The organism is Paenibacillus sp. SEL3 (genome assembly GCF_054602585.1).
In genome coordinates this window covers 4,900,856-4,925,326 of the sequence record NZ_CM137725.1, presented here as the reverse complement: position 1 = coordinate 4,925,326, position 24,471 = coordinate 4,900,856, and the positions used below count along the sequence as shown (strand labels likewise).

The window sequence follows — 24,471 nt, the reverse complement described above, 5'->3', positions numbered from 1 at the left end:
CACATGAAAAGTGAAGTTGAAGGCTTTTGGCATACATACTTAGCACCAGCCTATGACCGATATGCAACTTTCCCGTTTACAACTGTCATTCGTACCTTAACATCAAGTAAAGCTTGCGGGCTTTCCGATACATCACGGTCAATGACTGTAAAGTCAGCGGCTTTCCCTTCAGCTATCGTCCCTCTTTCATCAGCCTCACCAGCTGCTACTGCGCTTCCCGTGGTAAACAAACGAATGGCTTCATGTACATCCAGCTTTTCAGCGGGAAGATAGCCCTCATGCATTTCTTCCGGCTTGGCGCGAGTCACTGCCGCATGAAAACCAAGAAAAGGGTTTAACGGGTCAATCGGCGCGTCACTACCTCCAGCACATGGAATACCTGCTTCCAGTAGCTTTTTCCAGGCATATAAATATTCAGTCCGTTCTTTCCCCACCCGATCCAGTACCCAAGGGAAGTCACTTGCGACAAAACGGGGCTGGATGTCCGCGATCAGCGGCAGCTTCGCCATTCTCTTGACCAAATCACCCCTAAGCACCTGTCCGTGGATCAGACGATCTGGCAAACCGCTTTCCTCCGTGAGCGCATGGGCCTCCATCGCTGTCAAAATCATGTGCGCCGCCCCATCTCCTATGGCATGCACAGCCACGGGATAGCCTGCGGCTCTGACAGCAGCCACCATCTGATTGAGCTCCGGCTGCGGTTGGATCGCCATTCCGCAGGTATGCGGAGCATCACTATAGGGTTCAGACAATAATGCCGTTCTTCCACCAATAGCGCCATCGGCAAACATTTTAATCGCACCGATTTTAAACCACTCATTTCCGGTACCTGCACGCAGCCCTTGCACTTTCGCTTCTTCCAAAAATGGATGATAGATGAGCTGGTGTGTGCGAAAAGGAAGGCCTTCTTCTCTCAGCTCCCTGTAAATTCGCTGCATCGTCTCCACGCTGCCCAAAAAACGTAAATCCTCTGTGTGCGCAGCAGTCAAACCAAGCCTTAACGCATCCATAGAAGCCCGCCGAATCGTATCCTTCTTAACCGAATAATCCGGTTCTGGCTGCACGCTAGTAAAGGCAAAGGAGGCTTCCTCATAAACCAATCCGTTCAACCGTCCATCTGCGTCTCGTCCATAGGCCCCCGAAGCCGGGTCAGGGGTGTCCTCGTTAATACCCGCACGTCGAAATGCCTCTGAATTGGCCAAAAACGTATGAAAGCACGTACGAGTGAGATATACCGGATGCTGATCTGTAATGGCATCCAGCTCGGATATATCCGGAATTTCAACAGGAATAAAAGCATTTTCGTTCCAGTTAAGTCCTAAAATCCACTCTCCCGGCGGTGTTACAGCGACCCGTTTGCGTAGCATAGCCAGCATCTCGCCCTTGGAGGCAGCTGATGTTAAATCGAGCATAGATAACTTCATACCATGCATAGACAAATGCATATGTGAATCGGTTAAGCCTGGCAGTACATAGGCGTCTTCCCAATCCACGGTTTCATATTCCTTACCGGACAACTGTAATTCAAGCTCCCGAGCATACCCGATGGCCTGTATCCGTCCATGCTGTACAACGATAGAGTCTCCTTTGGAAGCCCACTCCCCATACAACCGGCCGTGCTTGAACAAAACGAATGTCAACGCCACTCATCTCCTTTTTTCAACTATACGCATACCCACTTCATATTACGCCTGTGTTGCCACTTCCAAGCGTAGTGTATTTATATCTATCTGCTGCACCTGCTCGGCAAATTGGTCATGAGCTGCACAGACAGCCATTTTATAATCCTGATCCAGCTCATACTGTTTAAAATGACAATACTCGGTGGTAAAGCCCTCTGTCGTGAAGCCTATGAATGGTTGTGCCTTTAGCTCAAATGAAAAAGACTTCAAGGGTAGGGTTAGTCCCTGCCCTACGGCCTTGACAAAGCTTTCCTTAAGCGTCCATAGATCGTAAAAATAGGATAAGCGGCTGTCTGCATCCTGACGCATTAACGCATCATACTCTGTGTCCGAAAAGCATACTCTACCTACCTCAAAATCAATAGGACGAAGCGGCTCAATGTCGATTCCAAGCGGGTGTTCATCAATAGCGCATACCACCCATTTTCCCGAGTGAGAAACATTAAAATGGAATGCAGGTGCATTTATTAAGGAAGGCTTACCGAATGCATTGTATGTAAATTGAAGACTGGCATTCGATACCTTCAATTGCCGACAGGCCAACCATCTTAGCAGTACATCGGCATATAAGCCCCTCAAAGCATCTTCCCGATGTAAAAAACGATCTAACTTGTGCTGCTTTTCTAGTGAAACCCGAGGTACCAGTAATTCGTAATGCTCCTCAGCTTCCGGCTTGCTCGTATCAATCGCGTATATTTTCATGGTCGCCTCCTATATACCTAATGAATATCAGCCAGTTTGTAACACTCACCGTTCGATGGAAGTCTGTTAGATATGGATGGCGTGTGCCGTGTACATGGTCAATATACTACTCTAGCACTTTCAATTCAATATGGATACAATTGGGATAAGTAGCTCTATTAAAACTACTTTATAGAGACCATCAATGAAAGCGCTTTAAAACAGCACATACAGAGGAGGACGAAACAATGAAATATGATTTTGCCCGCTTGCTGTGTATTATGCTCTCTATTTTGCTGACGTTGAGCATTTTTCAGATGTTTTCACCTAAGATCGCTTCAGCCGCTTCAGCGAATGTCGTGAATGGCATTCAGTTTAAAGATACAGATGGAAACGTGGTCCATGCCCATGGGGGTGGTATGATTAAAGTAGACGGTTACTATTATTGGTTTGGTGAAAATCGTAATCCTAACGGCACGTTCAAGGCGGTATCCGCCTACCGTTCCTCTGATTTAAAAAACTGGGAGTTTCGTAAAAACGTACTGACCAGCAGCTCCGCCGTAGAGCTGAATGTTTCGAATATTGAACGTCCGAAAGTGATTTATAATGAAAAAACACGCAAATACGTATTATGGATGCACAAGGAGAATGGGGTTAATTACAACGAGGCCCGAGTGGCTGTCGCCTCCTCCGATACGGTGGACGGCGATTACACCTATCAGGGTAGCTTCCGTCCTCTGGATTACGATTCGCGCGATATGACCGTATACAACGATAACGGTACAGCTTACCTTATTTCGGCTACCCGGGTAAACGCGGATCTGAACATTTATCGTCTGACACCGGATTTTCTGCAAGTTGAGTCGCTAGTGACTACACTTTGGCCAGGACAATATCGTGAAGCTCCAGCGATGTTCAAAAAAGGAGACGTCTACTTCCTGATTACATCAGGGGCGACCGGCTGGAATCCCAATCAGGCCAAGTATGCTACCGCATCCAGCATTGAAGGAACCTGGAGTAATACGATAAACTTTGGGGACGGTACGACTTATGGTTCACAGTCGGCTTACGTGATTCCTGTTGAAGGTGCCCAGACAACTTCATACCTGTATTTGGGCGACCGTTGGGCGGGTGCGTGGAGCGGTCCTGTGCAGGATTCTCAATATGTATGGTTGCCACTACGTTTTCCAACAGCGACTTCATTAGCCATGGATTGGCACGACAGTATTAATATTGACACTGCCAGTGGTGTGGTCGAGGGGATAACAACGCCCCCCATTGCCATTGATCCGGATGCCTATTATCAGCTAGTGAATCGCAAGAGCAATAAGCCACTAAGCATTATTGGCAATGCAACGACGGACGGCGCAGACCTGGAACAGCGTGCAGATGCGGGAACAGCAAGCCAACAATGGCAACTCAAAGATGCAGGCAGCGGATATTATAAAATTGTGAACCGCAACAGCGGAAAGCTAATTGGTGTTGAAAGCGGTACTACAACGGATGGTACAGTTATTGAGCAGTGGAGCGACGGAGGCTGGTCCAGTCAGCACTGGCAATTAGTATCCGTAACCGGTGGTTATTACAAGATGAAAAATCGGGCAACTGGCAAGCTGATCGATATTTCTGAAGGCGCCACCGCCGATGGAACCAAAGCCATTCAATGGGGCGATAATGGTGGGACAAATCAGCATTTCCGTGTAGTTAAAGTAGAATAGCCCAAGTTATTTTCAAAAGGAGCCGTATTCCGAGCAGATCATGGTGACTGCTAACGGAAATAACGGCTCCTTTTTACGTAAAACGATGAAATTGATAATCTTTAGTACGTTACAGTTCCCACGGATAATCTGTTGTCAGAAAACTAGCCAGCTGCTTGCTTTCTTCCCTCCTCTGACGCCGTATGGCTGCGCGTGATGGAGCCGTCTGGTGCAATTGTAACTGCTCTTCTGTTTCTGGAATCACCTGCGGCACGGTCACTTTACGGTTGTTCTCGTCCAATGCCACAAAGGTCAGGAAGGCGGTGGCTGCGATTTTTCGGTCGCCAGTCATTAGTCCTTCACGAATTACCTTTACGAACACCTCCATCGAGCTACGGCCTGTCCAGGTTACGAACGCTTCTAGCGTGACAGAATCACTCGGATGGATAGGTAGCAAAAAATCCACCGAATCCGTAGAGGCTGTAACTGTGTTCGTACGACACAGCTTAGCAGCTGCAATAGATGCGATATCGTCGATATACGACATCAGTCGGCCGCCGAAGAGCGTGTTATGATTGTTGATATCGTTGGGAAATACTCGGGATGTCTTAAAGCAGTAGGTTTCTCGGATGTACTTGCTTTCCATGGGTTCTTTCCTCTCTTTTCCTCGTTGCTCTCTTTTATATCTCAGGATTTTGCAAAATCCTGATGTGGAAGCCTGTTTTAGACTATGCTAATCATCCCACTAATCCGCATAATAAATCAATACATAAAAATCGGCATCCTCATCCGAATCATTGCGGTAGGTATGTATGTCAGATACTTGAAATTGCACGGCATCCCCTGCACTCAGCTTGAGCTGTTGCCCCTGCATCTCAAAGTACATTTCCCCACGGATCATGAGAATCGTTTCCTCTCCCAGATGCTTCTCTGCCTGGTGTGTAAAGCCTGGCTTCAGACTTACCGTGAACACCTCAAACTTCTTTTCAGCGTGATACGGGAATACAGGGTAAACAAAATAGTTACCGTCCTCATCAATAACCGGATGCAGGTGTTCCCTTCGAATCTTCGTGATTTGCGGCGGGTCTTCTTTAAGAAAGGTGGAGAAGGATACGTGCAAACCGTTCGCAATTTTCCAAAGGGTTGTTACCGTAGGATTGGATTTCCCCTTCTCAATCTGAGCCAGCATCCCTTTGCTGACCCCTGTCAGTTCAGCCACCTTATCCAAACTTAATCCTCTAGTCTTCCTGATTTGAGCCAAATTAGAGCCAATAATATACTGCATTGAATCCACGGACGATGCCTCCTTGTATCCAAAAGTCTATATAAGAAGAATACACAAAAGACTGTGTGTTCGCTATATATAGAAGCCGATCAAGGTATATACAAGGCTTAAACGGGAAGTAGGCATGCTATAATTTACTGTAATATGGTCAGGTTCCTCGTTAACTTCAACATGCCAATAAAAACATTTGACATTGAATATAAATGTCCTTAAACTTCACTTATTAAAACGTTTTTCAAAACTATTGTAATATCCTGAAGGAGGGCTGCTATCCTATGACTTTTCCGTCCCTGAACACCCAACAGGTGAGAAAACCAACGTTGACTATCTAGGAGGGACTAAATTGAATTCGCAAACCCGCAAGTCCCGTTACATGTACACGATGCAGCTGGCGACAATTTTTATTGGCTTTATTGTATTTGGCATCTCGGAAAATATTAAAGGCCCTGCTATTCCACGCATTCAATTCGACTTCAATCTGGATGAACAGCAGCTCGGAACATTGTTGTCTCTAAACGCACTTGGTTATTTGATTGCCTGCTCGTTCACCGCCGTTCTTGTCCGTAAGTGGGGAATCAAGGCGGTCAGCATCATTTCCTTTGCTTCCATGATCATCTCGGGAGTGTTCATCTATCTGTCGCACACGTATCCTTTCTTCGCCTCGTCCTACTTCTTGATGTATATTGGGAACGGCATGCTGGAGATTGCGCTCGCCATTTTGGGGGCGAGGATTTTTGTGAAAAATACCGGCACGATGATGAATTTGTCCCACTTTTTCTATGGGCTCAGTTCAACAGTCGCCCCTTTGCTGGCGACGGGAGTCATGTCACTGACGATATTTGGACATACGCTGGACTGGCGGGGGATGTATCTGGCTATGTTGTCTCTCTGCCTGCTGCCGATTGTGGCCGCGCTGCTCAGCACCTTCCCGGGAGACGATCTGCAGCATGAGGAACGGACCTCACTCAAGACCCTAACCCGCGATCCGGCTCTCTGGATGATGGTAATGATCCTGTCGTTTGGGGTAGTCTCTGAGCTCGCAGTTGGGGGCTGGCTAGTCAACTTCTTAGAGAAAGCGTATTCATGGAGTACGGTGAAGGCGTCCAGCATGCTCTCAGCGTTCTTTCTTACCTTCTCGTTGGGGCGCCTGTTGCTTGGTCCGCTCACTGACCGGATGGGGTTTGTGCTTTCGACGATTCTATTCTCCGCCTTCTCAGCGATATGTACGTTCGCAGCAATCGCGGGTGGGGAGAGACTGGCGTTTCTCTTTGCCGTATCGGGTGCAGGCATTGCAATGATCTATCCGACCGTGATGGCGTTCATAGCACGGAGATATCCGAAGGACAGTGATACAGCTATTACATTCGTCGTCACGCTGATGGGTATAGGTAGTGTCATTGGCAACTATGTGATCGGCTGGGTAATCGAAGGGGTCAAGATAGTCTACGGCGCAACTACTGAGCTTGGCATGTTGCGCGGGCTTCAGGCGGGATATGGAGTTATCGGTCTATGCGCAGCCATCTGCGCGGTCTCGGGAATTATTCTCTACAGATATCTGAAAAAACGGCAGGAGCTTATATAAGTCACCATCTTAGGGTTGTCCCATAAGTCATGAACTGACTGGGACGCCCTTTTTTTACGAACTCCCCATTCAGTCAAAACAGTCCTTGTATGAACACATCCGATTTGAACACCGCTTTTGGATGCTGGCTGCTGCCAAATCGTCTGCAACCGGAACACGAGCGAAGCTTTTTGGTAAATACATAGCCTTCCTTGGGTCATCAATAGTAAATCAAACAGCTTTTTAAGGGCAATTCTCCTGTAGTCTACTTTATTAGACTGTAATTCTTCTGATTAGAAGAGTGTAGCCGAGAACGGATAATAAGACTACGTGTTCGCTATAGGTACTATTCAATATAACATACAATTGTGTAATATATTGATACATTACGACTTCCGTTATATACTATTAAAAAATTTATACACTGGGGGTAAGATTAAAATGTCCATAGCTTCGGAGTTGAGCGGAACGAAGCATGATTCACTCAGCTTTTTACAAGGGGTTAAAGATTGCATTCCTACATTGCTTGGTTATGTATGTATTGGGTTCGCGGCAGGGATTGTGGGTGCTTCGTCAGGGGTTAGCACCATGGAAATTGCCCTGATGTCGGCGCTTGTATACGCAGGAGCCTCCCAGTTTATTATGTGCTCCATGCTGGCTATAGCCAGTCCTCCATCCGTCATTATTTTAACGACATTCATTGTGAATGCCCGCCATCTGCTGCTAAGTGCATCGTTGGCTCCTTACTTTTCTAAATATTCACTATGGAAAAATATAGGTATCGGCGTTCTTTTGACGGACGAATCCTTTGGGGTAGCGTCGGATAAATTGGCTAAAGGCGGGCAGGTCAATGACCGCTGGATGAACGGGCTTAATATTACAGCTTATCTCGCCTGGATTGCATCCTGTGTGGCAGGAGGGATTCTCGGAAACTGGATTTCCCGACCGGAGGCTTTTGGTCTGGATTTTGCCTTGCCTGCGATGTTTCTTGCCCTACTCATTTCCCAGCTCCAAAGTGTCCATACCTCCAAACTCAAGCATCGTCTGCTGCTTGTGCTATGTATGGCTGTTCTGATGTACCTTTTGTCCTGGTGGGTGCCGTCACATATTGCTGTCATTGTAGCGACCATGATCACCGCAACGATTGGAGTGTTAACCGACAAATGAACATTAATCCCCATGTCCTGTATATCATTATCGGTGCCATGATTGTCACGGCGATCCCAAGGATCATTCCCTTTGTCGTGCTGCAAAGGCTGGCGCTACCCAAGCCAGTGCTACAATGGCTTTCCTATATTCCTATTTGTATTTTCACTGCACTCGTGATGGAAAATCTACTCGTCCGAACCGAGACCTCCGTCACTTTTAATGGGCAAGTGCTTATGGCTGTCTTTCCAACGCTAGTGACCGCCTTGTGGAGCAAAAACCTGCTGGCTACCGTCGTTGTCGGTATTGTGAGTATGGCTGTAATTCGACTGTTGTGGTGAAAATAAAAGTTACCCTCCTACAATAGGAGGGCGTCTGTCCTTTCTTAGGTTCCATCTGTCGTCCTTACTAACGAGGGCGACAAATCTCCTTCCTCAAAACCATGCGCTCGTTGTGAAAGATACGAGGAGGCTTGCAGCCTGAACATTTCTGCATACACTCCGTCTATATCCATTAAGTGTTCATGACTACCTGCTTCTACAATTCTGCCCTCCTCCATTAAAATAATGGTATCCGCCATACGTGCGGAAGACAATCTGTGTGAAATAAACACTCCTATTTTCTCATGAATAAGCTGATCAAACTTTTGAAAAACCTCTTTTTCCGCGTGTGGATCCAAAAAAGAGCTCGGTTCGTCCAAGACATATATATCGGCATTTCTCATAAAAGCCCTGGCTATTGCAATACGTTGCCACTGTCCTCCAGATAGCTGCTGTCCATCTTCAAACCATTTTCCAAGCAAGGTATTCATTTTATCAGGCATGCCGACTATCAAATCTGTAATTCCCGCCTTATCTATAGCTGTCCAAATAGCCTCATCATTTTCTCTGGAAACCACATTCCCAAAGCCTATATTATCTCTAACAGCCATCTCATAATGTACAAAATCCTGAAAAACAACGCCTATTTTTTCTCTAAAACTGTCTTTATCCAATTCATGTATAGAGTGTCCATTAATTAAGATTTCTCCTTCAAAATCGGAATACAGATGAGTTAGTAACTTCACAATCGTTGATTTACCCGATCCATTTCTCCCTACAATGGCCAGCTTCTCTCCTTGATGAAGCTTGAAGCTAACATTAGAAATGGCATTCTCCTCCGTGTTCGGATATCTAAACGATACATTCCGAAATTCAATACTGTGAATAGCGGACAAAGGCAATTGCTGAACTGATTTTTGTATTTTTGCCTCTTCTGGCATATCCAAAAAGTCAAATAGCTGCTTGATATATAAATTATTTTGACACAAGCTTAAAATCCCTTGTACAATGCTCTGCGATGTTGACTGGGTTAACGTGATACCCTGAATTAAGCTCACCAAGTTCCCCACTAAAATTTGACCAACATAAGTGGCTTGTATGGCCATGAAAATAATAAATGCACACGCACCCTGATTTACAATCTGAAATACAAGAGAAGTATAGGATCTACGAACCGCTAGCACTTTATCCTCGCGATAAAACCCTTCGAGTATCGTTTTGTATCTTTTTCGCAGATAGTCTCCCAATTGAAATATTTTCACTTCTTTAAAACTATTATCTCTTGTCACTAAAAACGACAAATACCAGGATTCACGTTGTCTTCCTGCTCTTTGAAAGTGAACATTAAATTCTCTTTGCCCGATACGTAAAAAAGAATAGAATGATAAGCATGGAATGAGAAAAATGAATAAGAACGCCCACCATCTCCATGCGATGAGAATAGCACCCGTCGAGAATAAGGTTACAACACTGCTAATAATGGCAAGAATTTGAGTAAATATTTCAAACGGCCTAAAATCTGCCTCTCCCTGAGCACGTTGGAGCATATTTTGCACATCTGCATCCTCAAACGACTGCAAAGACATCTTTTGTGCTTTTTCAATAATTCTGATATTTACCTGGTTCGATAGCCGGCTTTGAAACATTTTACGAAAAAAGCTTTCGCCAATATTGATCAGATCGTACAGCAAATTGACACCGATCAAGACGCCAAAAGCTATAAAAACAGGTTGAAAGCTGCCCCCTGACGCTCCGGCCACGACACTGTTGATTAATTCTCTCGTGGTTAAAAGGATCACAGCAGGAATTGCACCCTTCAATAAATTCGTAATGAGTATAGCAATCAAAAAGGAAGGATGTGTGTCCCAAAGCAGCCTGAATATACGAGGCCAAAATAAAAAGGTACGAAATATATTTTTATAGGACAAAGAGATCAGGTCATTGGTTTGTCCATTAGACTGTGACATAGCTTACCCCTTTCCTATGCAACAGGTTAGCTACTGTATGCTTAGCTAAAGCCATACATTTTATTTCTCGCTCCCTATTTACACCAAGCAGACGATTCAAATGCATATGAATGATACTGCCTAAAATATCATCAGGAGGATTGGTAAGTTCGTGATTATTTTTAGCCAGGATTATCGCTTGAGCATACTGCTGAATCATAGTCTGTCTTTTTTCTACAAGCGCTAAGAAAGCAACCTGTGTGTTCGTATCTGCTTGTCCAATCCATTCATAATTCGATTCTACAGCGGTAATCAATGTTTTTTTGACATCCCTGAACGCCTTCATATGAGGCTTGCAATCAATTCTCTCTTCTAGCCATTTCACTTGCTCCTGAATCGTTAAACCAAAACCACTCAGATAATGAATAATGTTAATCACAGCCGCAATCTCTATGTCCAGATTGAAAGCATTAGAGCGAATTCCCTTCATATAGGCGATGACCCATTGACTATCCACGTCAAAAACCTGTTCTGCCAGCTCCATAAGTGTCTGTCCTCCATACCTCTCCAATTCAGGATGGTATGTATCTATGACCATATTCGTTATTAGCCCCTCTTCACGTAACTCGGCTGCCCACTGATTTAATTGCGCCAAACCAGCTGCCCATAGCTTATCGGGCTCTCCCTGAAAACGTAAACGGATATGATGTTCAGGATCAACGTATCGCAAAAAGTAAAATTTTCGACTCCAATCCTTAAACCCCGGCTGTTTTAAGAGATGCCCTAGGCTTAAGCCTACCAGGTCAGTCTCTCTTTCCTTGACTCCGTACAATTTAAGGTATAGCCACTCCCCTCCTGGAAATATGCCTCTATGAATGCTGGAAGGAGGATGAGCAATGAAGTTTTGAGAATCCATATGGCTTTGTGAACTAGGGATACTCGGTTTCACCTTTATTTTTTTCTTCTTTAGTGGAAACACAAATTCTCCCATATATCTTCCTGCCGTCCCCTGTACTGGGGTATGGAAGGGATTACCCAAACACTCGGTAAGAAGAAGTTCCTGTCCTTCACGTGTCTTGCTCACCTCATGTAGCAATTCTTTGATATGGAAGAGGTTACATAGGTCTAATAAAAGGCGATTATCCCCCATCGTTAGATAAACATAGCGCGGTACATTCCATTGTTTTCTCCACATATGGAAAAGTTCTTCCCCTTCTTTGGACTCGCATGATTCTGAAATATTCAATGAAGCTTTGCTCAGTTTCCACTGCGCAGCACTAATAATGATCTTTTTATATACTAGTCTTGGCAAAAAAGGGGACTGCTCTAATGGCCCCCAGTCAAAATAAGACCACGTACCAATCTCTTTATTGGTAATATCCGTTAGAAATCTGAATATATGTGGTGAAAGTTTGTAATTCAGCATGTGTGTTTGCAAGGGGATTATTTCCTTACCCAAACGTCTGGACTTGACATAAAAACGATCATGAGTAGCACCCACCACTAAATCATCAATACAGAGCGTATGGTCCTCATCTTTAGAAGAGGTGGTTCCCGACACAATCTCATATGCCATTAAATTTTTGCTTAATGAGATATTGGATATTTTCCCCTGTTCCGGCATAAAAACCATCTCTGACAATAACGCATCGGGATGAAAGCATCGGTGATGATCATATATTTCAGAGAATTTTTGTACAAACTCCTCACTAAACATATCCAGAAAACGTCCAAAGGTTTTACCCGCTCTATTCGAGCCAGCACTGGCTCCAAGTAAAAGCGAATAGTCTCCAGAATCAACTTTTTCAGGAGAATCAGCAAATATACTGTAATAGATCTCCATTGATTCTGGGGAAGTGTCGTAGTTATCAGAAATCATCAGTTGCTCTAACTGTTCATCTGTAAGGGCGAGTTCTATTTCATGATTAGAAATGACATTCGAAACCCATTGAAAGAGAACAGCGTTGCGTTTAAATGCCTCCATGCCCATTGATTTTTTTTCATTTGAACGATACATTTCCGGTATACCCAGACCCCAATCCTCATCAAACAGTTCATGAATAGGAACCTCCTGATACACACCGTACTTTTCCAAGAAACGATTCAAATATTCAGCCAATTCATCCGTTTTGGGGGATGCATACAATTTGCACATGACTTCAGCCCCTAATGAAACCTCATCAAGCACATGTTTCGGCAGCGTTACTTCTTTATCCAATTTAACATCAACTTGTACAGGTGTTTTTACAGAAATGATATCCAGCATTTTGTCACATAATTTCCGGTAGACCTTCTCTCCTTCTCCAATCGTGCATTGATTATATTGAAGTAACAAAGCATCAATTTCGTGTAAAATGTGAATCCAAGGAACGGAAATGTCCAGATTTTTAATTTTTTCGAATATGTAATGAAAGGGTGAATGATCCATTAACGGAGGTCTAAGCTCGCTCAAAATAAACTCTTGCTCTACTAGTTGCTGCAAATAATCAGCTATGATTTCCAAAGTAGCGTCAGGGAATGCCTTTAATAGTATTTCTTTCAGTTCCATCACCCGAATTGGATGTTCCGCAGCTTCAAACGTCATTCGAACAACGTCAGTAAGCCGAATGGAATTAAAAATTTCTGCCGAATCATCAGCTTCTGCTGCTCCATGCTTAGGTCGGAATGGTAATTTGGCTCGATTTCCTTTGATCATAACCGTTTTGTTTAGGAAAACCTTTAGTTGATTAAATATGGCCGGATCAGCTTCTATTTTTTGAATCAGTTTATATATCCATTCCATGTCGGGTCTAGCTCTCTTCAGATGCTTAGGATAGCTACCAATATCCAGATCGGTAGTCTTCCCGCAAATCCCCTGCCCCACTCCTGAAAATAACCCAAATGGAGTCGTTCGGGTAGTCATCCGAATAAAATAACGATAAAAGCTATTCAGCGTCTTCTCATACTTTTGTAGCTCTCCTTTATCATCCAAAGCATGACCATCATTCAAGTAATGTAAAAACTGCATTAGGGACGGAGAGGCTAATGATATGGCTTCTTGAACAACAGCTTCTTGGGATATCAACTTTAATCGACGAGTTATTTCCTCCAAAGTAAGCTGGCTGTCCACATCTTGATCCGAAAACACCTGAAAATATCGGTCTAGCGATAGTAATGGAGCTCTGATTAGAAAAAAATCACATGCACTAAACCATCTTTCATCCCGATCTCTCACTTCATTATGTAGTTTATGCGCATCAGTGTAATGCAGTTGTCTCTTCACAACTGACCACCTCCAAGTTTTTAGGAAATATATTCAACTTGTAACCGATTCCATGACATGTTACCAGAATTTTTGGATGACTTGGATCATCTTCTATTTTCTCTCTCAATTTTCGGATGTGCACATACACCGTATTAGACGTAGTAAAAGCATCCACTCCCCAGACTCTGTCTATAATGTGATCAATCGTAGAAGCACACTCTTTTGCAGTTAGAAGATACATTAATAATCGGAATTCCATCATAGTCAGCATATGCTCATGCCCTTGCTTCCAAATAACCTTTCCAGCAGGATCAAAAATGACATTGGGTGATAAACTAATAGCCTGCTGTTCTCTTTCCACTCCATATGCAGATGAAGCCATTGAAAACAGTTGTTTGAGGAGATCCAATTGCCGTTGGTCATCACTATGATAGGAAAGAAAGATAAATGGAACCGTGAATTTTTCTTTAATGGTGTGCCAGTAAGACAAGTCCTCTAGCGTTATATGATCCTGATTCAAAGCTACACCGATACACTGCTCATCAATCTCCGGTAGAGCCTGGTAAAGCGAATCATAAAACATGATTCGAATGTTTTCTGGAGTGCTTAAAGTCTCAAAAAAATGCTTAATCTTCCTAAAAGATGATATAACCATAAATTTTTGTTTCATCTAATCCCCCCAAAACCAATGCTTCAGATAAGCAATAAGGTAGAGCGCCCTTAAGAAATTAGAAACAATTCACTCCATCTCCCTGAATATTTAGGATGTTCTTTCCCAATTCCATAGTCCAGCAAACTTAACCCAATCCCTGTTGCTCCTTGCAGTATTCCTACATTATGAACATGAGTTGTCCCCTCCAAATCCCGGTATCCAAATGGGAGCTCTTCGTCGTATAAATTTACTAACTTTAAAGCTATCTGATCGGCAAAGTGTAAGGCTGCTATATTACCGGTTAAGCTATAGAATCTATGAGCCATATGAAGCAAACCGGCCAACCCGTGACAGAAAGTAGGGGATAGCGCGTTTAGTAGCTCATCATCTAAGCAAAATATGGATTCCATAGCTTTTTCCGCTATCTTTTTCCATTCTTCATTACTACACTCAATTCCTGCTCTGAATAATGTCCAAGCTATTCCAAAGGTTCCATGACACCAGCCTTCAATTTCTCTCATCCCTACTTTTTTCTCTCTCTTGTTCATTGAAGACGCTTGAGAGTTTACAGGCCAATACCAGCCATATTGATCCTCCTGAATTTGAATAAGCAAAAAATCAGCTATATGTTTTATAGCCTCATGTAGTCCTTCAACTTTGATCTTTTTTTGTAGGGCAGTGACAAGCAGTGCAAGTATTCCGGTGATACCATGCGCCAAACCTAGATGGATTGAAGCCGAATCTTCCCTTGACGACAAATGTATATATTCAGGTATAAAGTGCGTAATGGTGTCTAATAATTGACGAGACAGATCACACATCGTCTTGTCTTCAGCAACCTCCAGAGTGTATCTGCCCACTCCGAGCAGCCCATTGATGATATCCATTTGCCTACTGAACTCTGTAATTGTGTCAATTACAGGTAAATCCCCCCACTTTACTTCAATATACTTATTAAGCTGAGAGATTAGTTTGTTATAATTAGCTCTGTTATTGGAAGCTAATAATATGCCATAAGCTACTCCTGTTGTTCCATAATAAAGAGAAATACGAGGCAATAATAATAGAGAGTTAGTATCTAAGTACCGTAACTGACTATGCACATGCTCTGCCCAATTTTGATCTGGCTCCAGGTAACCCCATTCGGACAACAGCGCAAACACACCCGGAATTCCATCGGCAAGCGAGCCAGGATTCCAAGGGGGATTTCCACGTGAAGGTGAAAGGTTGTTTGTATGATTAACTATCTTTTCTGTATATGATAGGTCTATTAGCTTTTGTGCTATATACTTACTGATTTCAACTGATCTCCCCTTCAAATCTTCAACCATAAATCCTTCCCTCATTTTCGTAACTGGAAAAGACACGGTTATAGAAACCGTGCCTTTTTTCCATGTATTTTCGTTATTAACACGTTTTGCAGAAGGTAAGACTAACTTGACAATTCAAAGTACCTGTTGCACATGAAGGAGTACAGATAATACCACTGGCTGGTTGAACTCCTTTTGGAGCAACCTCATTTTTAGCTACTTGCAAGTCCAGATCAAATTGATTTTTCATCTTGTTACCTCCTTTTATTTTTTACAATTTTATTATAAGTTATATAATCTTAACTAGACTTTATATAATTCTTACATTTGTCTTAATTTCAACGAGTACATTTAAGATAAACCTTCATTATTTTTTAGTATTTTTAAGGACAACACACTAGATTTTAGTGACAATATAATGAAGAAAAAAATAATGGAGGCTTTCATATGAAAATGGATAGTTTTGTTATACAACAATCCGACCAAGTTCGTGCAAGAGATATTAGTAAAAAAATTGCTTTACGTCTATGCGAGCCCGAATCCGTCTATGCAGCAGTCCATGCGGAACACAATGTTTCGCCAGAAACAAAGTACCACCCATGGGGAGAAACTTCACTTTCGCATGGTTACCCTGGTAACATTCATTTACTATCGCAATGGCGTGCCTCAGACCCTTCGTATGATTGGAATAGAGCCATACATTCAAACATGGCTCAGATCCAATCCTCACTTGCTAAAAATGGTCTTCACGATCTCTCTCTTTACAGTGGCTGGGCAGGCATCGCTTCGTCCGTAAGAGAGGCTTCTAATCATGGAAAATACTACAGTAATTTCTTACAGCAAATACATCAATGGATGATGCCTCTTACAGAGCAATGGCTTCAGTCGAACACAGAACAATTAAGCCTTCACGAAGGTATGCCCATGCAAGCCTTTGACACCATTTCGGGAGCTTCAGGGATTGGAAGATATATTTTGATGAACTCAACCGATCCTATCTGTACTCCTCTTGTTGAGCCAATTCTTCAATTTCTTACCGATCTTACACATCCCATACATATTCACAATCGTTATGTCCCAGGGTGGTACTCCCCGCAAAAGTTTCAATTTTTAGACCGGGATAAACGTAACTATCCTCTGGGCAATTTTAATTGTGGAATGGCACACGGGATTCCTGGACCGTTGGCTTTATTATCTGTAGCTTACAGTGCTGGAATTGAAGTAAAAGGCCAATATCAAGCGATCGAAACCATTACGGAATGGTTGCTTAAGTATAAATATGAAGATACCTACGGCTACTACTGGCCTCATGTCGTTCCATTTGAAGCTGAAACAGGCTCTTTGCAGTTTGATTTGGAACGAGCAAGAGAAGCATGGTGCTACGGTACACCCGGCATCGCCTGTTCCCTATTTCTTGCCGGAAAGGCTCTCCATAACGATAATCTGCAAAAATTGGCTGTGAAAGCTTGTGTCGGTGCAATCTCCTATGAGATAGCTAAGCGGGAAATGGACTCTTCTGCACTCTGTCACGGTCTTGCCGGATTACTTACCATCTCTTGGCGAATGTGGTGTCATAGTAAAGAGCCTGCGTTTCTCCCGCTTATTCAACAGTTAACGAATTGTCTGCTTGATCGCTTTCAAATGGATAGCCCACTTGGATATCTGGACCCCGAGCCAAGGTCAGATGGCTCTTTAACTTGGCTGACAAAAGCGGGCATGCTTGAAGGCGTTGCTGGGATTGCAGCTGCTTTATTAAGTGTTTCTGAGAACAAAGAGATCGGTTGGGATTACATCCTCATGCTATCCTAACTACAACCAGTCCCTATTCACAAACATCTTTCTTCCACCATACAGATAGGCTAAAAACGTAAAAATGACAATCAGTCCGAGACTATAAGGCTCAACTCTGGGTGCATAAGTCGCTGTTTGCGGCATCATAATATAATAAGGAATCGTAAAAGGAAACCACGCACCTATGGAAGAGTGAAAGCCTGTTATGACAATATTAGGAACCACACAACAAATGGACATTCCCAGAGAAGCTCCAAAATTCCGAATTTTTATCGAGAGCATAAGCTGTAGTGCTGCCAGGGGAAAAATCCCAAGCCACCCTCCCAAACCGGTAGAAAGAACGACAGACCAAGGGATTTCTCCTGGAGCACCTACTATATTTCCACTTACAAAATAGCCTACTATAAATATAAGCTGATCCAGACCCAGTATGAGAATGAGCAATATATATTTTGCATAATAAATTTGTTGACGAGGATACGGGCTGCTTAATAAAATCTTCCATCCCCCATCCCGATGCTCATACGCACACAAAAGAGAAGCGATAATTCCACAATAGAGCGGATAAAAAAACATAGAGTGAAATTGCGCTGAATACGTATATAAAGTTAACCAACTGGGCGAAAAAAACTGCTTCAAATCATTCAGTTCCAGGACTCCCATTAAAGAATTTATGACCGCATCCAATATAATGAGAATCCAAACCATGATCCATTGAAGCTTTATTATCTCCACGCGTAAAATAGAGCCCATGTATCTTTTCCTCTCTATTTGAATTCATGCTTGGTAAACTGTAGTGTACCAAGTCCCGTAAAGATGACTCCTGCACTTAAAGCAACGATCACCCAAATCATGTGTTCCTTCATCAGAGGACTTGATAATGCAGGGTACGACCAAGGCAATATTTTAATCCACAGAATACTTGTGCGTGCCAAAAACAAGCTTGCAATTGAACCGAATATACCAAACGCTAATGGGAATGCCTGATTAGTGAAAAGCGTAGACAGCCAAAGTTGAATTGCAAGTACTGGTAGGGTAGCCAAGCTTGCATTAATCGGCTGTAACAACATGATCCGCCAAGGAATGGGTTCGTTTGTATATAACACCCAGATGAGGCTCATACCTGCTACAGTGATCAAGGCGGTACCCAACTGCAGAATCACAATCCATACGATTTTGGATAAATAGATATAACTTCTGGGAACAGGCATGGCCATAAGCTGCTTCCATGTTTGAGTATCATGCTCTGTACCGGCCATAATGCTCGCCAAAAGTGTACCGCCAAGCAGCATCACAAACGAAAGGAACATAAACATAACGGCAAAACCAGCGTAGACACCTCCCGGTCCTTGCCGAAAGTAAAGATACCATTCCACAGCAGTCATGCCTGTAAGTACACACCCCTGTATAAGAGGAATCCACCAGCATATTTTCTTCAGCTTAAGCCCCTCTGCCTTTATAACCCGGAGTATCATAAGCTTCGCTCCTTACCTGTCAGTTCCAGGAATATCTCCTCCAATGTTTTTTTCTTCTCTGTGACCCGATAAATGGGATGATTGTGCTCCACAAGCACCTTGATCATCTCCGAAGATTGTTGCCGATCTACAATAGGAGTCACGACCTCATTTTGTTCAATCGATTCAGCCCCGGCCGTCCACCCATGCTGAATCAGTGCACCGGCAGCCAGAACAGGATCTGGGGTTTCAATGAATAATTGAGGCTTGCTTTTGGCGGTGAGTTCCTTCATCGTTCCCTGGAAGATCATTTCACCCTGATTAATAATTCCTACATAGGTTGCAATCTGCTCAATTTCGCTTAATAAATGGCTCGAAACCAGTACCGTCATTCCGTAGGCGCCAGGGAGGCTCATAATTAACTCCCGAATTTCCTGAATACCAGACGGGTCCAAACCATTCGTCGGTTCATCAAGTATTAACAATTTGGGGTTGGCAATAAGCGCCATAGCAATCCCCAGTCTTTGTCGCATCCCCAAGGAATATCCCTTTACCGGACGATACGCATCCTTGGTTAATCTCACTAAATCCAGCACTTCATGAATTCTTCGGGTCGGCAGTCCACGCATGGTTGTAACGATTTCTAAATTTCGATATGCGGATAAATGGGCATAATAGGCAGGTGATTCAACCAAGGAACCAATATCCTTCAATATTTCCATACGCTGATCCTTCAGCTTTTTCCCAAAAATCTCAATTTCCCCGGATGTGGATTTAATCAGCCCAAGTAGCATACGAATCGTGGTTGTTTTACCCGCTCCATTAGGTCCTAAAAATCCATAAATCTGCTGTCCGGGTACCTGGAGATTTATTCGTTTTACAAATTCCCGTTTTCCAAAACGCCTAGTTAGCTGCTGTGTATGTATTACATATTCAGACATTTCCTGATCTCCTCTCGACTTCTAATGCTGAAGCTTAAGTTACATACAGTTTACTGAAGTAAAGTAAACATCAGGTAAACAGTCCCTAAACAACAGGCAAAAAAACCGAGCAAACTGCAAAATGTGAGATTAGATGTTAAAAAATTAGATATTTAGCGGCAGTGAAATCTCCATCCTTGTACCCGCTTTACTGCCTGGTAGGATACGAAGCGTTCCGTTATGCGCCTCAATAAAGCTTTTGGCAATAGGTATTCCATGCCCTTGGGAATGAGATACCTGCATGTACTCATTGGAATTCATTCCTATTCCGTCGTCTTCGATAGAAATATGAAGCTTATCGTTCGCTTTGCTTACTTCCATGGAAACGTGTGTACCTGGAGGATTATGAATGATAGCATTAATCAAAAAATTCTGCAGCGCTCTGCCTAATAATTTACTATCGAAGGGCATAATACATGCCGCGTCCATTGACGTAAAAGAAAATTCGTATTGCTCGGCTGAAGGATGGTTAGCGATATCTATGACTGTACTACGGAGAAACTCCACAATGTCCTCCTTCTCCAATTGGATTGGCAATGGACCTTCCTTAAGCTGCATAGAAGCATTCAAATCCTGAATCAACTGCTTCATTTCCGTCACTTTCTCACTGATACCCATACTAAAGCTTCTTCTTTCTTCATCAGACCAGTCATACTCTTGAGCAGTTAGCATAGCCGCATATCCTTCAATATAAGATAATGGTGTTTTGAGATCATGGCTTACACCTGCTACCCACTGCTGTTTTCGTTTCTCTAATTCCACTCTCTCTTCCTCATTGCTGCGCAATTGAGCCGATAAGATGTTCATTTGTTCAAAAACTTCTTTATACAATTGATACGGAGGTTTATAACTATTTTTCTGATTTTTTTTGCCCTCCGGCAGTTCCAGTTCACTTAGCGGCGCTTGGAATTCCCCTGTCGCAATATTTCCAATCCATTTGATTACATACACCAAAGGTTTGCCTATATACCATCCGTAAGCAACTATGAACACAACACTCTGCACGATACCAAGTCCTGCCCAGAAGAGATCAATATTTATATTTTGAGATGCTCCAAATATACTTTTTATAAAAATATATAAGATCGTGCAAATAACAAAACATAGGACATAGGCCAGTACAAAGCACAACGTTACTTTCATAAAACGAAAGGACATCTTAACCAGAGAGTTCATCCTTGCTCCTCCATCTTGACTGACATCATTTTATAACCAAGCCCTCTTACATTGATTAAAAATTGCGGGTGCTTGGGATCAGGTTCTATTTTTTTCCGCAAACGGGAAATATGAATCACTACAGTCTTCTCATCACCCAAGAAGGCCTCGCTCCATATCGCCTCGTAAAGCTGCCGTACACTGAAAATACGGTTAGGGTGCTTGCACAAAAATACCAGCAGCAGCCATTCACGTGCCGGACACTCGACCTGCTTGTCCTCCACATACAACACACCGGATTCCAGTTCCAATCGAAAATATCCAAAATCTAAACTGCGTAAGGTCGGTTTCATGACCACTGTCGAAACTTTCCGATATTTCATTCGAGCCTTCATACGGGCAACGACTTCCAGCGGGTTAAACGGTTTGGTAATATAGTCATCTCCTCCGATACCGAACCCCATTAATTTGTCTAGGTCTGTATCTCTTGCCGTCAAAAAAAGAATAGGGGCATCGGTATATAGTCGCATTTGACGACATATCTCAAACCCATCGTTATCAGGCAGCATGACATCAAGTACAATCACATCTATATGAGATTCCATCACGACTTGCAGCGCTTGCCGCCCCGTTGCAGCATGCCTGACTTGAAGGAACCCTTCTTTTTTTAACACCGTTGTCAGCATATCCCGCAACCCCTGCTCATCGTCTACTATAAGTACTGCAATTTCTTCCATAACCCAAGGTTCTCCATTCTTTTTTTACATTTTTTACTTTCATTATAAAAGCAAACGGGCAGAATTTAAATCGAGTTCCATCACATATCGTTCATCCCCGTGAATATACTTAATAACCAACAAGGCCAAACTGTGCCGTGTATCCACTTGGGGGGTGCCTAATAATGCCGGAACCACGCCAGCCATATTCATTCGTCGTATCCCGCGAAGATTGGTCGCTGCATCGCAAAGGGTACCAGGACCAGCAACGTCATCAGCAGAAGGTCAAAGATGTCATTAAGCAAAATCTACCCGATCTGATAACGGAAGAAAATATTATTATGTCGGACGGTCAACAGATTATTAAAGTGCCGATTCGCAGCCTGGATGAATATCGCTTCATTTATAACTATCAAAAGCAAAAGCATGTAGGCCAAGGGGATGGAGATAGTCAGGTGGGAGATGTCATCGGGCGTGATTCTGCCTCCCAGAAGCCTGGTAAAGGTGAGAAAGCCGGCGACCAGCCGGGACACGATATTATGGAAACGGAAGTCAGCATAGAAGAGCTGGAAGATATGCTGTTCGAGGAAATGGAATTGCCGAATTTACAGCAAAAAGACAAGGATCAAATTGAGGTTGAATCTATCGTGTTCAATGATATACGTAAAAAAGGCATGCAAGCGAACATTGACAAGAAACGAACCATTCTCGAAAATCTACGTCGCAACGCCCGTGAAGGGAAGCCCGGCATTCATCATATTAGTCCGGACGATCTTCGTTACAAGACATGGGAAGAGAAGACCATTCCCCAATCCAACGCGGTCATTATAGCCATGATGGACACCTCAGGCTCAATGGGCGCTTTTGAAAAATATTGTGCTCGCAGCTTCTTTTTCTGGATGACCCGCTTTTTGCGCCGTCAGTATGAAAAGGTGGAAATTGTCTTTCTCGCGCATCATACCGAGGCTAAAGAGGTTACGGAAGAAGAATTTTTTACCCGCGGAGAAAGTGGCGGCACGATCTGCTCTTCCGCTTATTTGAAAGCACTAGAGATTATCGACAAACGATATCCTCCTTCCAGCTACAATATTTATCCCTTCCATTTCTCGGATGGCGATAACCTGACCTCAGACAATGAGCGGTGCGTGAAGCTAATCGAGGAACTTATAAAGCGGAGCAATATGTTCGGCTATGGCGAAGTGAATCAATATAATCGCAGCAGCACGCTGATGTCAGCCTACAAGAATATTAAAAAGGATCAGTTTATGTACTATGTCATCAAGGAAAAAGGTGAGGTATACCAAGCCTTACGCACCTTTTTTCGCAAACGGGAAGGGGGAACGGTGGGATGAGCACCGACCAGAAGGAGCTAGAATATGCGATATCAGAAATTATGGAGATTGCCGATGGATTCGGGCTCGACTACTACCCGATGCGATATGAGATTTGTCCGGCGGATATTGTATATACGTTCGGAGCCTATGGTATGCCCACGCGCTTCAGCCACTGGAGTTTTGGAAAAACGTTTCACAAGATGAAAATGCAGTACGATTTTGGATTGAGCAAAATTTATGAGCTGGTCATTAACTCCAATCCCTGCTATGCCTTCCTGCTGGAAGGAAATTCTTTGGTGCAAAATAAACTAATTGTCGCTCATGTACTGGCACACTGTGATTTTTTCAAACACAACGCCCGCTTTTCAGCTTCTAATCGCAATATGGTGGAGAGTATGTCGGCCACAGCAGATCGAATCAACAGCTATGAAATGGAATATGGTTCAAAGACTGTTGAATCCTTCATTGACTCTGTACTGGCGATACAGGAGCATGTAGACCCACAGCTTATCAAACCAAGGCATCTGGATAAACAGCGCTATATGGAACTCAAAATCAAGGAGCAAAAAGAACCCAAAAAACACCAGCGTCCCATCGGACCTTACGATGATCTGTGGTCACTGGACACAGTAAAGCAGCATGATTCGGCCGAGACCGAGGGTATTAAGGTACGCCAGTTCCCACCGGAACCTGAAAAAGATATCGTCTGGTTTATTCAGGAATTCTCCGAGGTACTGGAGGACTGGCAGCGAGATATTATGACGATGCTGCGGGACGAAATGCTATATTTCTGGCCCCAAATGGAGACCAAAATCATGAATGAAGGCTGGGCCTCCTATTGGCACCAGCGGATTGTCAGGGAACTGGATTTGACCGGGGAGGAAACCGTTGAATTTGCGATGCTGAACGCTTCTGTCGTACAGCCTTCCAAGCAAAGCCTGAACCCGTACTATTTGGGACTGAAAATATTTGAGGATATTGAAAAACGTTGGGATAACCCAACCCGTGAGGAGCAAGAGCGACAAGGGCGCAAACCGGGCGAGGGTCGAGCTAAAATGTTCGAGGTGCGAGAGTTTGACTCAGACACCTCTTTTATACGCAATTACATGACCAAGAAGCTGACAGAGGATTTGGATCTGTACGTGTTTGAGAAACGAGGACCTGATTGGAAAATTACCGATAAATCCTGGGAAAACATACGGGATCAGCTCGTGTTTTCACGTGTGAATGGAGGCTCCCCTTATATCGTCGTCGAGGATGGAGATTACCTGCATACGGGCGAGTTGAAGCTCAAGCACCAGTACGAAGGCATTGAGCTAGATTTAAAATATATGGAGCGCACGCTTCCGTATGTATATCAGCTGTGGGGGCGCACCGTTCATTTGGAAACGATGATTGAGGGTAAGCTCGCCTTATTCTCATATGACGGTAAGAAGCATCATCGTAAGTTTGTATAGTCATGCAAAATCAAATAGCCAGCCTAATTTAAAAAAGGGGCATTCCTAAAAGGATATGCA

General features: G+C 43.5%; 21 protein-coding genes. 7 read left to right on the top strand and 14 right to left on the bottom strand.

What is annotated here, in order from left to right; genetic code table 11:
- Positions 1 to 50 precede the first annotated feature (50 nt).
- The gene (locus tag ACYCS5_RS22705) at positions 51 to 1,640 is read right to left on the bottom strand and encodes an amidohydrolase (RefSeq protein ID WP_459760157.1); all 1,590 of its coding nucleotides are present in this window, start codon (positions 1,638 to 1,640) and stop codon (positions 51 to 53) included.
- A 45-nt stretch (positions 1,641 to 1,685) separates the two neighbouring features.
- A complete protein-coding gene (locus ACYCS5_RS22700) occupies positions 1,686 to 2,384 on the bottom strand; it encodes a 4'-phosphopantetheinyl transferase family protein (protein WP_459760156.1) in 699 nt (232 codons plus the stop codon).
- Positions 2,385 to 2,611: 227 nt separating this feature from the next.
- Between ACYCS5_RS22700 and ACYCS5_RS22695 the strand changes: the two genes are divergently transcribed.
- Positions 2,612 to 4,081, top strand: coding sequence for an RICIN domain-containing protein (locus ACYCS5_RS22695; protein ID WP_459760155.1), 1,470 nt, complete (start codon positions 2,612 to 2,614; stop codon positions 4,079 to 4,081).
- A gap of 109 nt (positions 4,082 to 4,190) precedes the next feature.
- Here ACYCS5_RS22695 and ACYCS5_RS22690 read toward each other — a convergent pair whose 3' ends face one another.
- Positions 4,191 to 4,706, bottom strand: coding sequence for an acyl-CoA thioesterase (locus tag ACYCS5_RS22690; RefSeq protein ID WP_013309488.1), 516 nt, complete (start codon positions 4,704 to 4,706; stop codon positions 4,191 to 4,193).
- A 99-nt stretch (positions 4,707 to 4,805) separates the two neighbouring features.
- Positions 4,806 to 5,354: a helix-turn-helix domain-containing protein gene (locus ACYCS5_RS22685; RefSeq protein ID WP_459760154.1), complete on the bottom strand. Its 549-nt coding sequence runs from the start codon at positions 5,352 to 5,354 to the stop codon at positions 4,806 to 4,808.
- A 334-nt stretch (positions 5,355 to 5,688) separates the two neighbouring features.
- Between ACYCS5_RS22685 and ACYCS5_RS22680 the strand changes: the two genes are divergently transcribed.
- The 3 genes from ACYCS5_RS22680 (at position 5,689) to ACYCS5_RS22670 (ending at position 8,393) form a co-directional block, all read left to right on the top strand.
- Positions 5,689 to 6,927, top strand: coding sequence for an MFS transporter (locus tag ACYCS5_RS22680; protein WP_340884872.1), 1,239 nt, complete (start codon positions 5,689 to 5,691; stop codon positions 6,925 to 6,927).
- Positions 6,928 to 7,347: 420 nt separating this feature from the next.
- Entirely contained in the window at positions 7,348 to 8,073 is a 726-nt protein-coding gene (locus ACYCS5_RS22675) for an AzlC family ABC transporter permease (protein WP_459760153.1), read from the top strand.
- Entirely contained in the window at positions 8,070 to 8,393 is a 324-nt protein-coding gene (locus ACYCS5_RS22670) for an AzlD domain-containing protein (protein ID WP_340884868.1), read from the top strand. The genes ACYCS5_RS22675 and ACYCS5_RS22670 overlap by 4 nt, the downstream gene beginning before the upstream one ends.
- A 44-nt stretch (positions 8,394 to 8,437) precedes the next feature.
- On the opposite strand, the gene ACYCS5_RS22665 is transcribed toward ACYCS5_RS22670, so the two are convergent.
- From ACYCS5_RS22665 to ACYCS5_RS22645, 5 genes are all read right to left on the bottom strand, one after another.
- A complete protein-coding gene (locus tag ACYCS5_RS22665; protein WP_459760152.1) occupies positions 8,438 to 10,219 on the bottom strand; it encodes an ABC transporter ATP-binding protein in 1,782 nt (593 codons plus the stop codon).
- 106 nt (positions 10,220 to 10,325) lie between these two features.
- Positions 10,326 to 13,580 carry a lantibiotic dehydratase gene (locus tag ACYCS5_RS22660; RefSeq protein WP_459760151.1) on the bottom strand — a complete coding sequence of 1,085 codons (3,255 nt, stop codon included), beginning with the start codon at positions 13,578 to 13,580 and terminating at the stop codon, positions 10,326 to 10,328.
- Positions 13,555 to 14,232, bottom strand: coding sequence for a winged helix-turn-helix domain-containing protein (locus tag ACYCS5_RS22655; protein ID WP_165145125.1), 678 nt, complete (start codon positions 14,230 to 14,232; stop codon positions 13,555 to 13,557). Before ACYCS5_RS22655 ends, ACYCS5_RS22660 begins: the two co-directional genes overlap by 26 nt.
- 50 nt (positions 14,233 to 14,282) lie before the next feature.
- Positions 14,283 to 15,545, bottom strand: a complete 1,263-nt coding sequence (locus ACYCS5_RS22650) for a lanthionine synthetase C family protein (RefSeq protein ID WP_165145122.1) — start codon at positions 15,543 to 15,545, stop codon at positions 14,283 to 14,285.
- 76 nt (positions 15,546 to 15,621) lie between these two features.
- Positions 15,622 to 15,774, bottom strand: a complete 153-nt coding sequence (locus ACYCS5_RS22645) for an FDLD family class I lanthipeptide (RefSeq protein WP_023987834.1) — start codon at positions 15,772 to 15,774, stop codon at positions 15,622 to 15,624.
- Between the two features lie 197 nt (positions 15,775 to 15,971).
- Between ACYCS5_RS22645 and ACYCS5_RS22640 the strand changes: the two genes are divergently transcribed.
- On the top strand, positions 15,972 to 17,333 hold the full coding sequence (locus ACYCS5_RS22640) for a lanthionine synthetase C family protein (protein WP_165145119.1): 1,362 nt from the start codon (positions 15,972 to 15,974) through the stop codon (positions 17,331 to 17,333).
- Here the strand turns inward: ACYCS5_RS22640 and ACYCS5_RS22635 are convergent, their stop codons facing one another.
- From ACYCS5_RS22635 to ACYCS5_RS22615, 5 genes are all read right to left on the bottom strand, one after another.
- The gene (locus ACYCS5_RS22635) at positions 17,334 to 18,068 is read right to left on the bottom strand and encodes an ABC transporter permease (protein ID WP_459760150.1); all 735 of its coding nucleotides are present in this window, start codon (positions 18,066 to 18,068) and stop codon (positions 17,334 to 17,336) included.
- Between the two features lie 14 nt (positions 18,069 to 18,082).
- The gene (locus tag ACYCS5_RS22630; RefSeq protein ID WP_023987832.1) at positions 18,083 to 18,790 is read right to left on the bottom strand and encodes an ABC transporter permease; all 708 of its coding nucleotides are present in this window, start codon (positions 18,788 to 18,790) and stop codon (positions 18,083 to 18,085) included.
- Positions 18,787 to 19,710, bottom strand: a complete 924-nt coding sequence (locus ACYCS5_RS22625) for an ABC transporter ATP-binding protein (protein WP_023987831.1) — start codon at positions 19,708 to 19,710, stop codon at positions 18,787 to 18,789. The genes ACYCS5_RS22630 and ACYCS5_RS22625 overlap by 4 nt, the downstream gene beginning before the upstream one ends.
- Positions 19,711 to 19,854: 144 nt before the next feature.
- Positions 19,855 to 20,925 (bottom strand): sensor histidine kinase, encoded by a 1,071-nt coding sequence (locus tag ACYCS5_RS22620; protein ID WP_340884863.1) that lies wholly within the window; start codon positions 20,923 to 20,925, stop codon positions 19,855 to 19,857.
- A complete protein-coding gene (locus ACYCS5_RS22615; RefSeq protein WP_165145107.1) occupies positions 20,922 to 21,641 on the bottom strand; it encodes a response regulator transcription factor in 720 nt (239 codons plus the stop codon). Before ACYCS5_RS22615 ends, ACYCS5_RS22620 begins: the two co-directional genes overlap by 4 nt.
- 164 nt (positions 21,642 to 21,805) lie before the next feature.
- On the opposite strand from ACYCS5_RS22615, the gene yhbH reads away from it, so the two are divergent.
- The gene (gene yhbH / locus ACYCS5_RS22610) at positions 21,806 to 22,972 is read left to right on the top strand and encodes a sporulation protein YhbH (RefSeq protein ID WP_029516533.1); all 1,167 of its coding nucleotides are present in this window, start codon (positions 21,806 to 21,808) and stop codon (positions 22,970 to 22,972) included.
- Positions 22,969 to 24,411 (top strand): SpoVR family protein, encoded by a 1,443-nt coding sequence (locus ACYCS5_RS22605; protein WP_069012807.1) that lies wholly within the window; start codon positions 22,969 to 22,971, stop codon positions 24,409 to 24,411. Before yhbH ends, ACYCS5_RS22605 begins: the two co-directional genes overlap by 4 nt.
- Positions 24,412 to 24,471 lie beyond the last annotated feature (60 nt).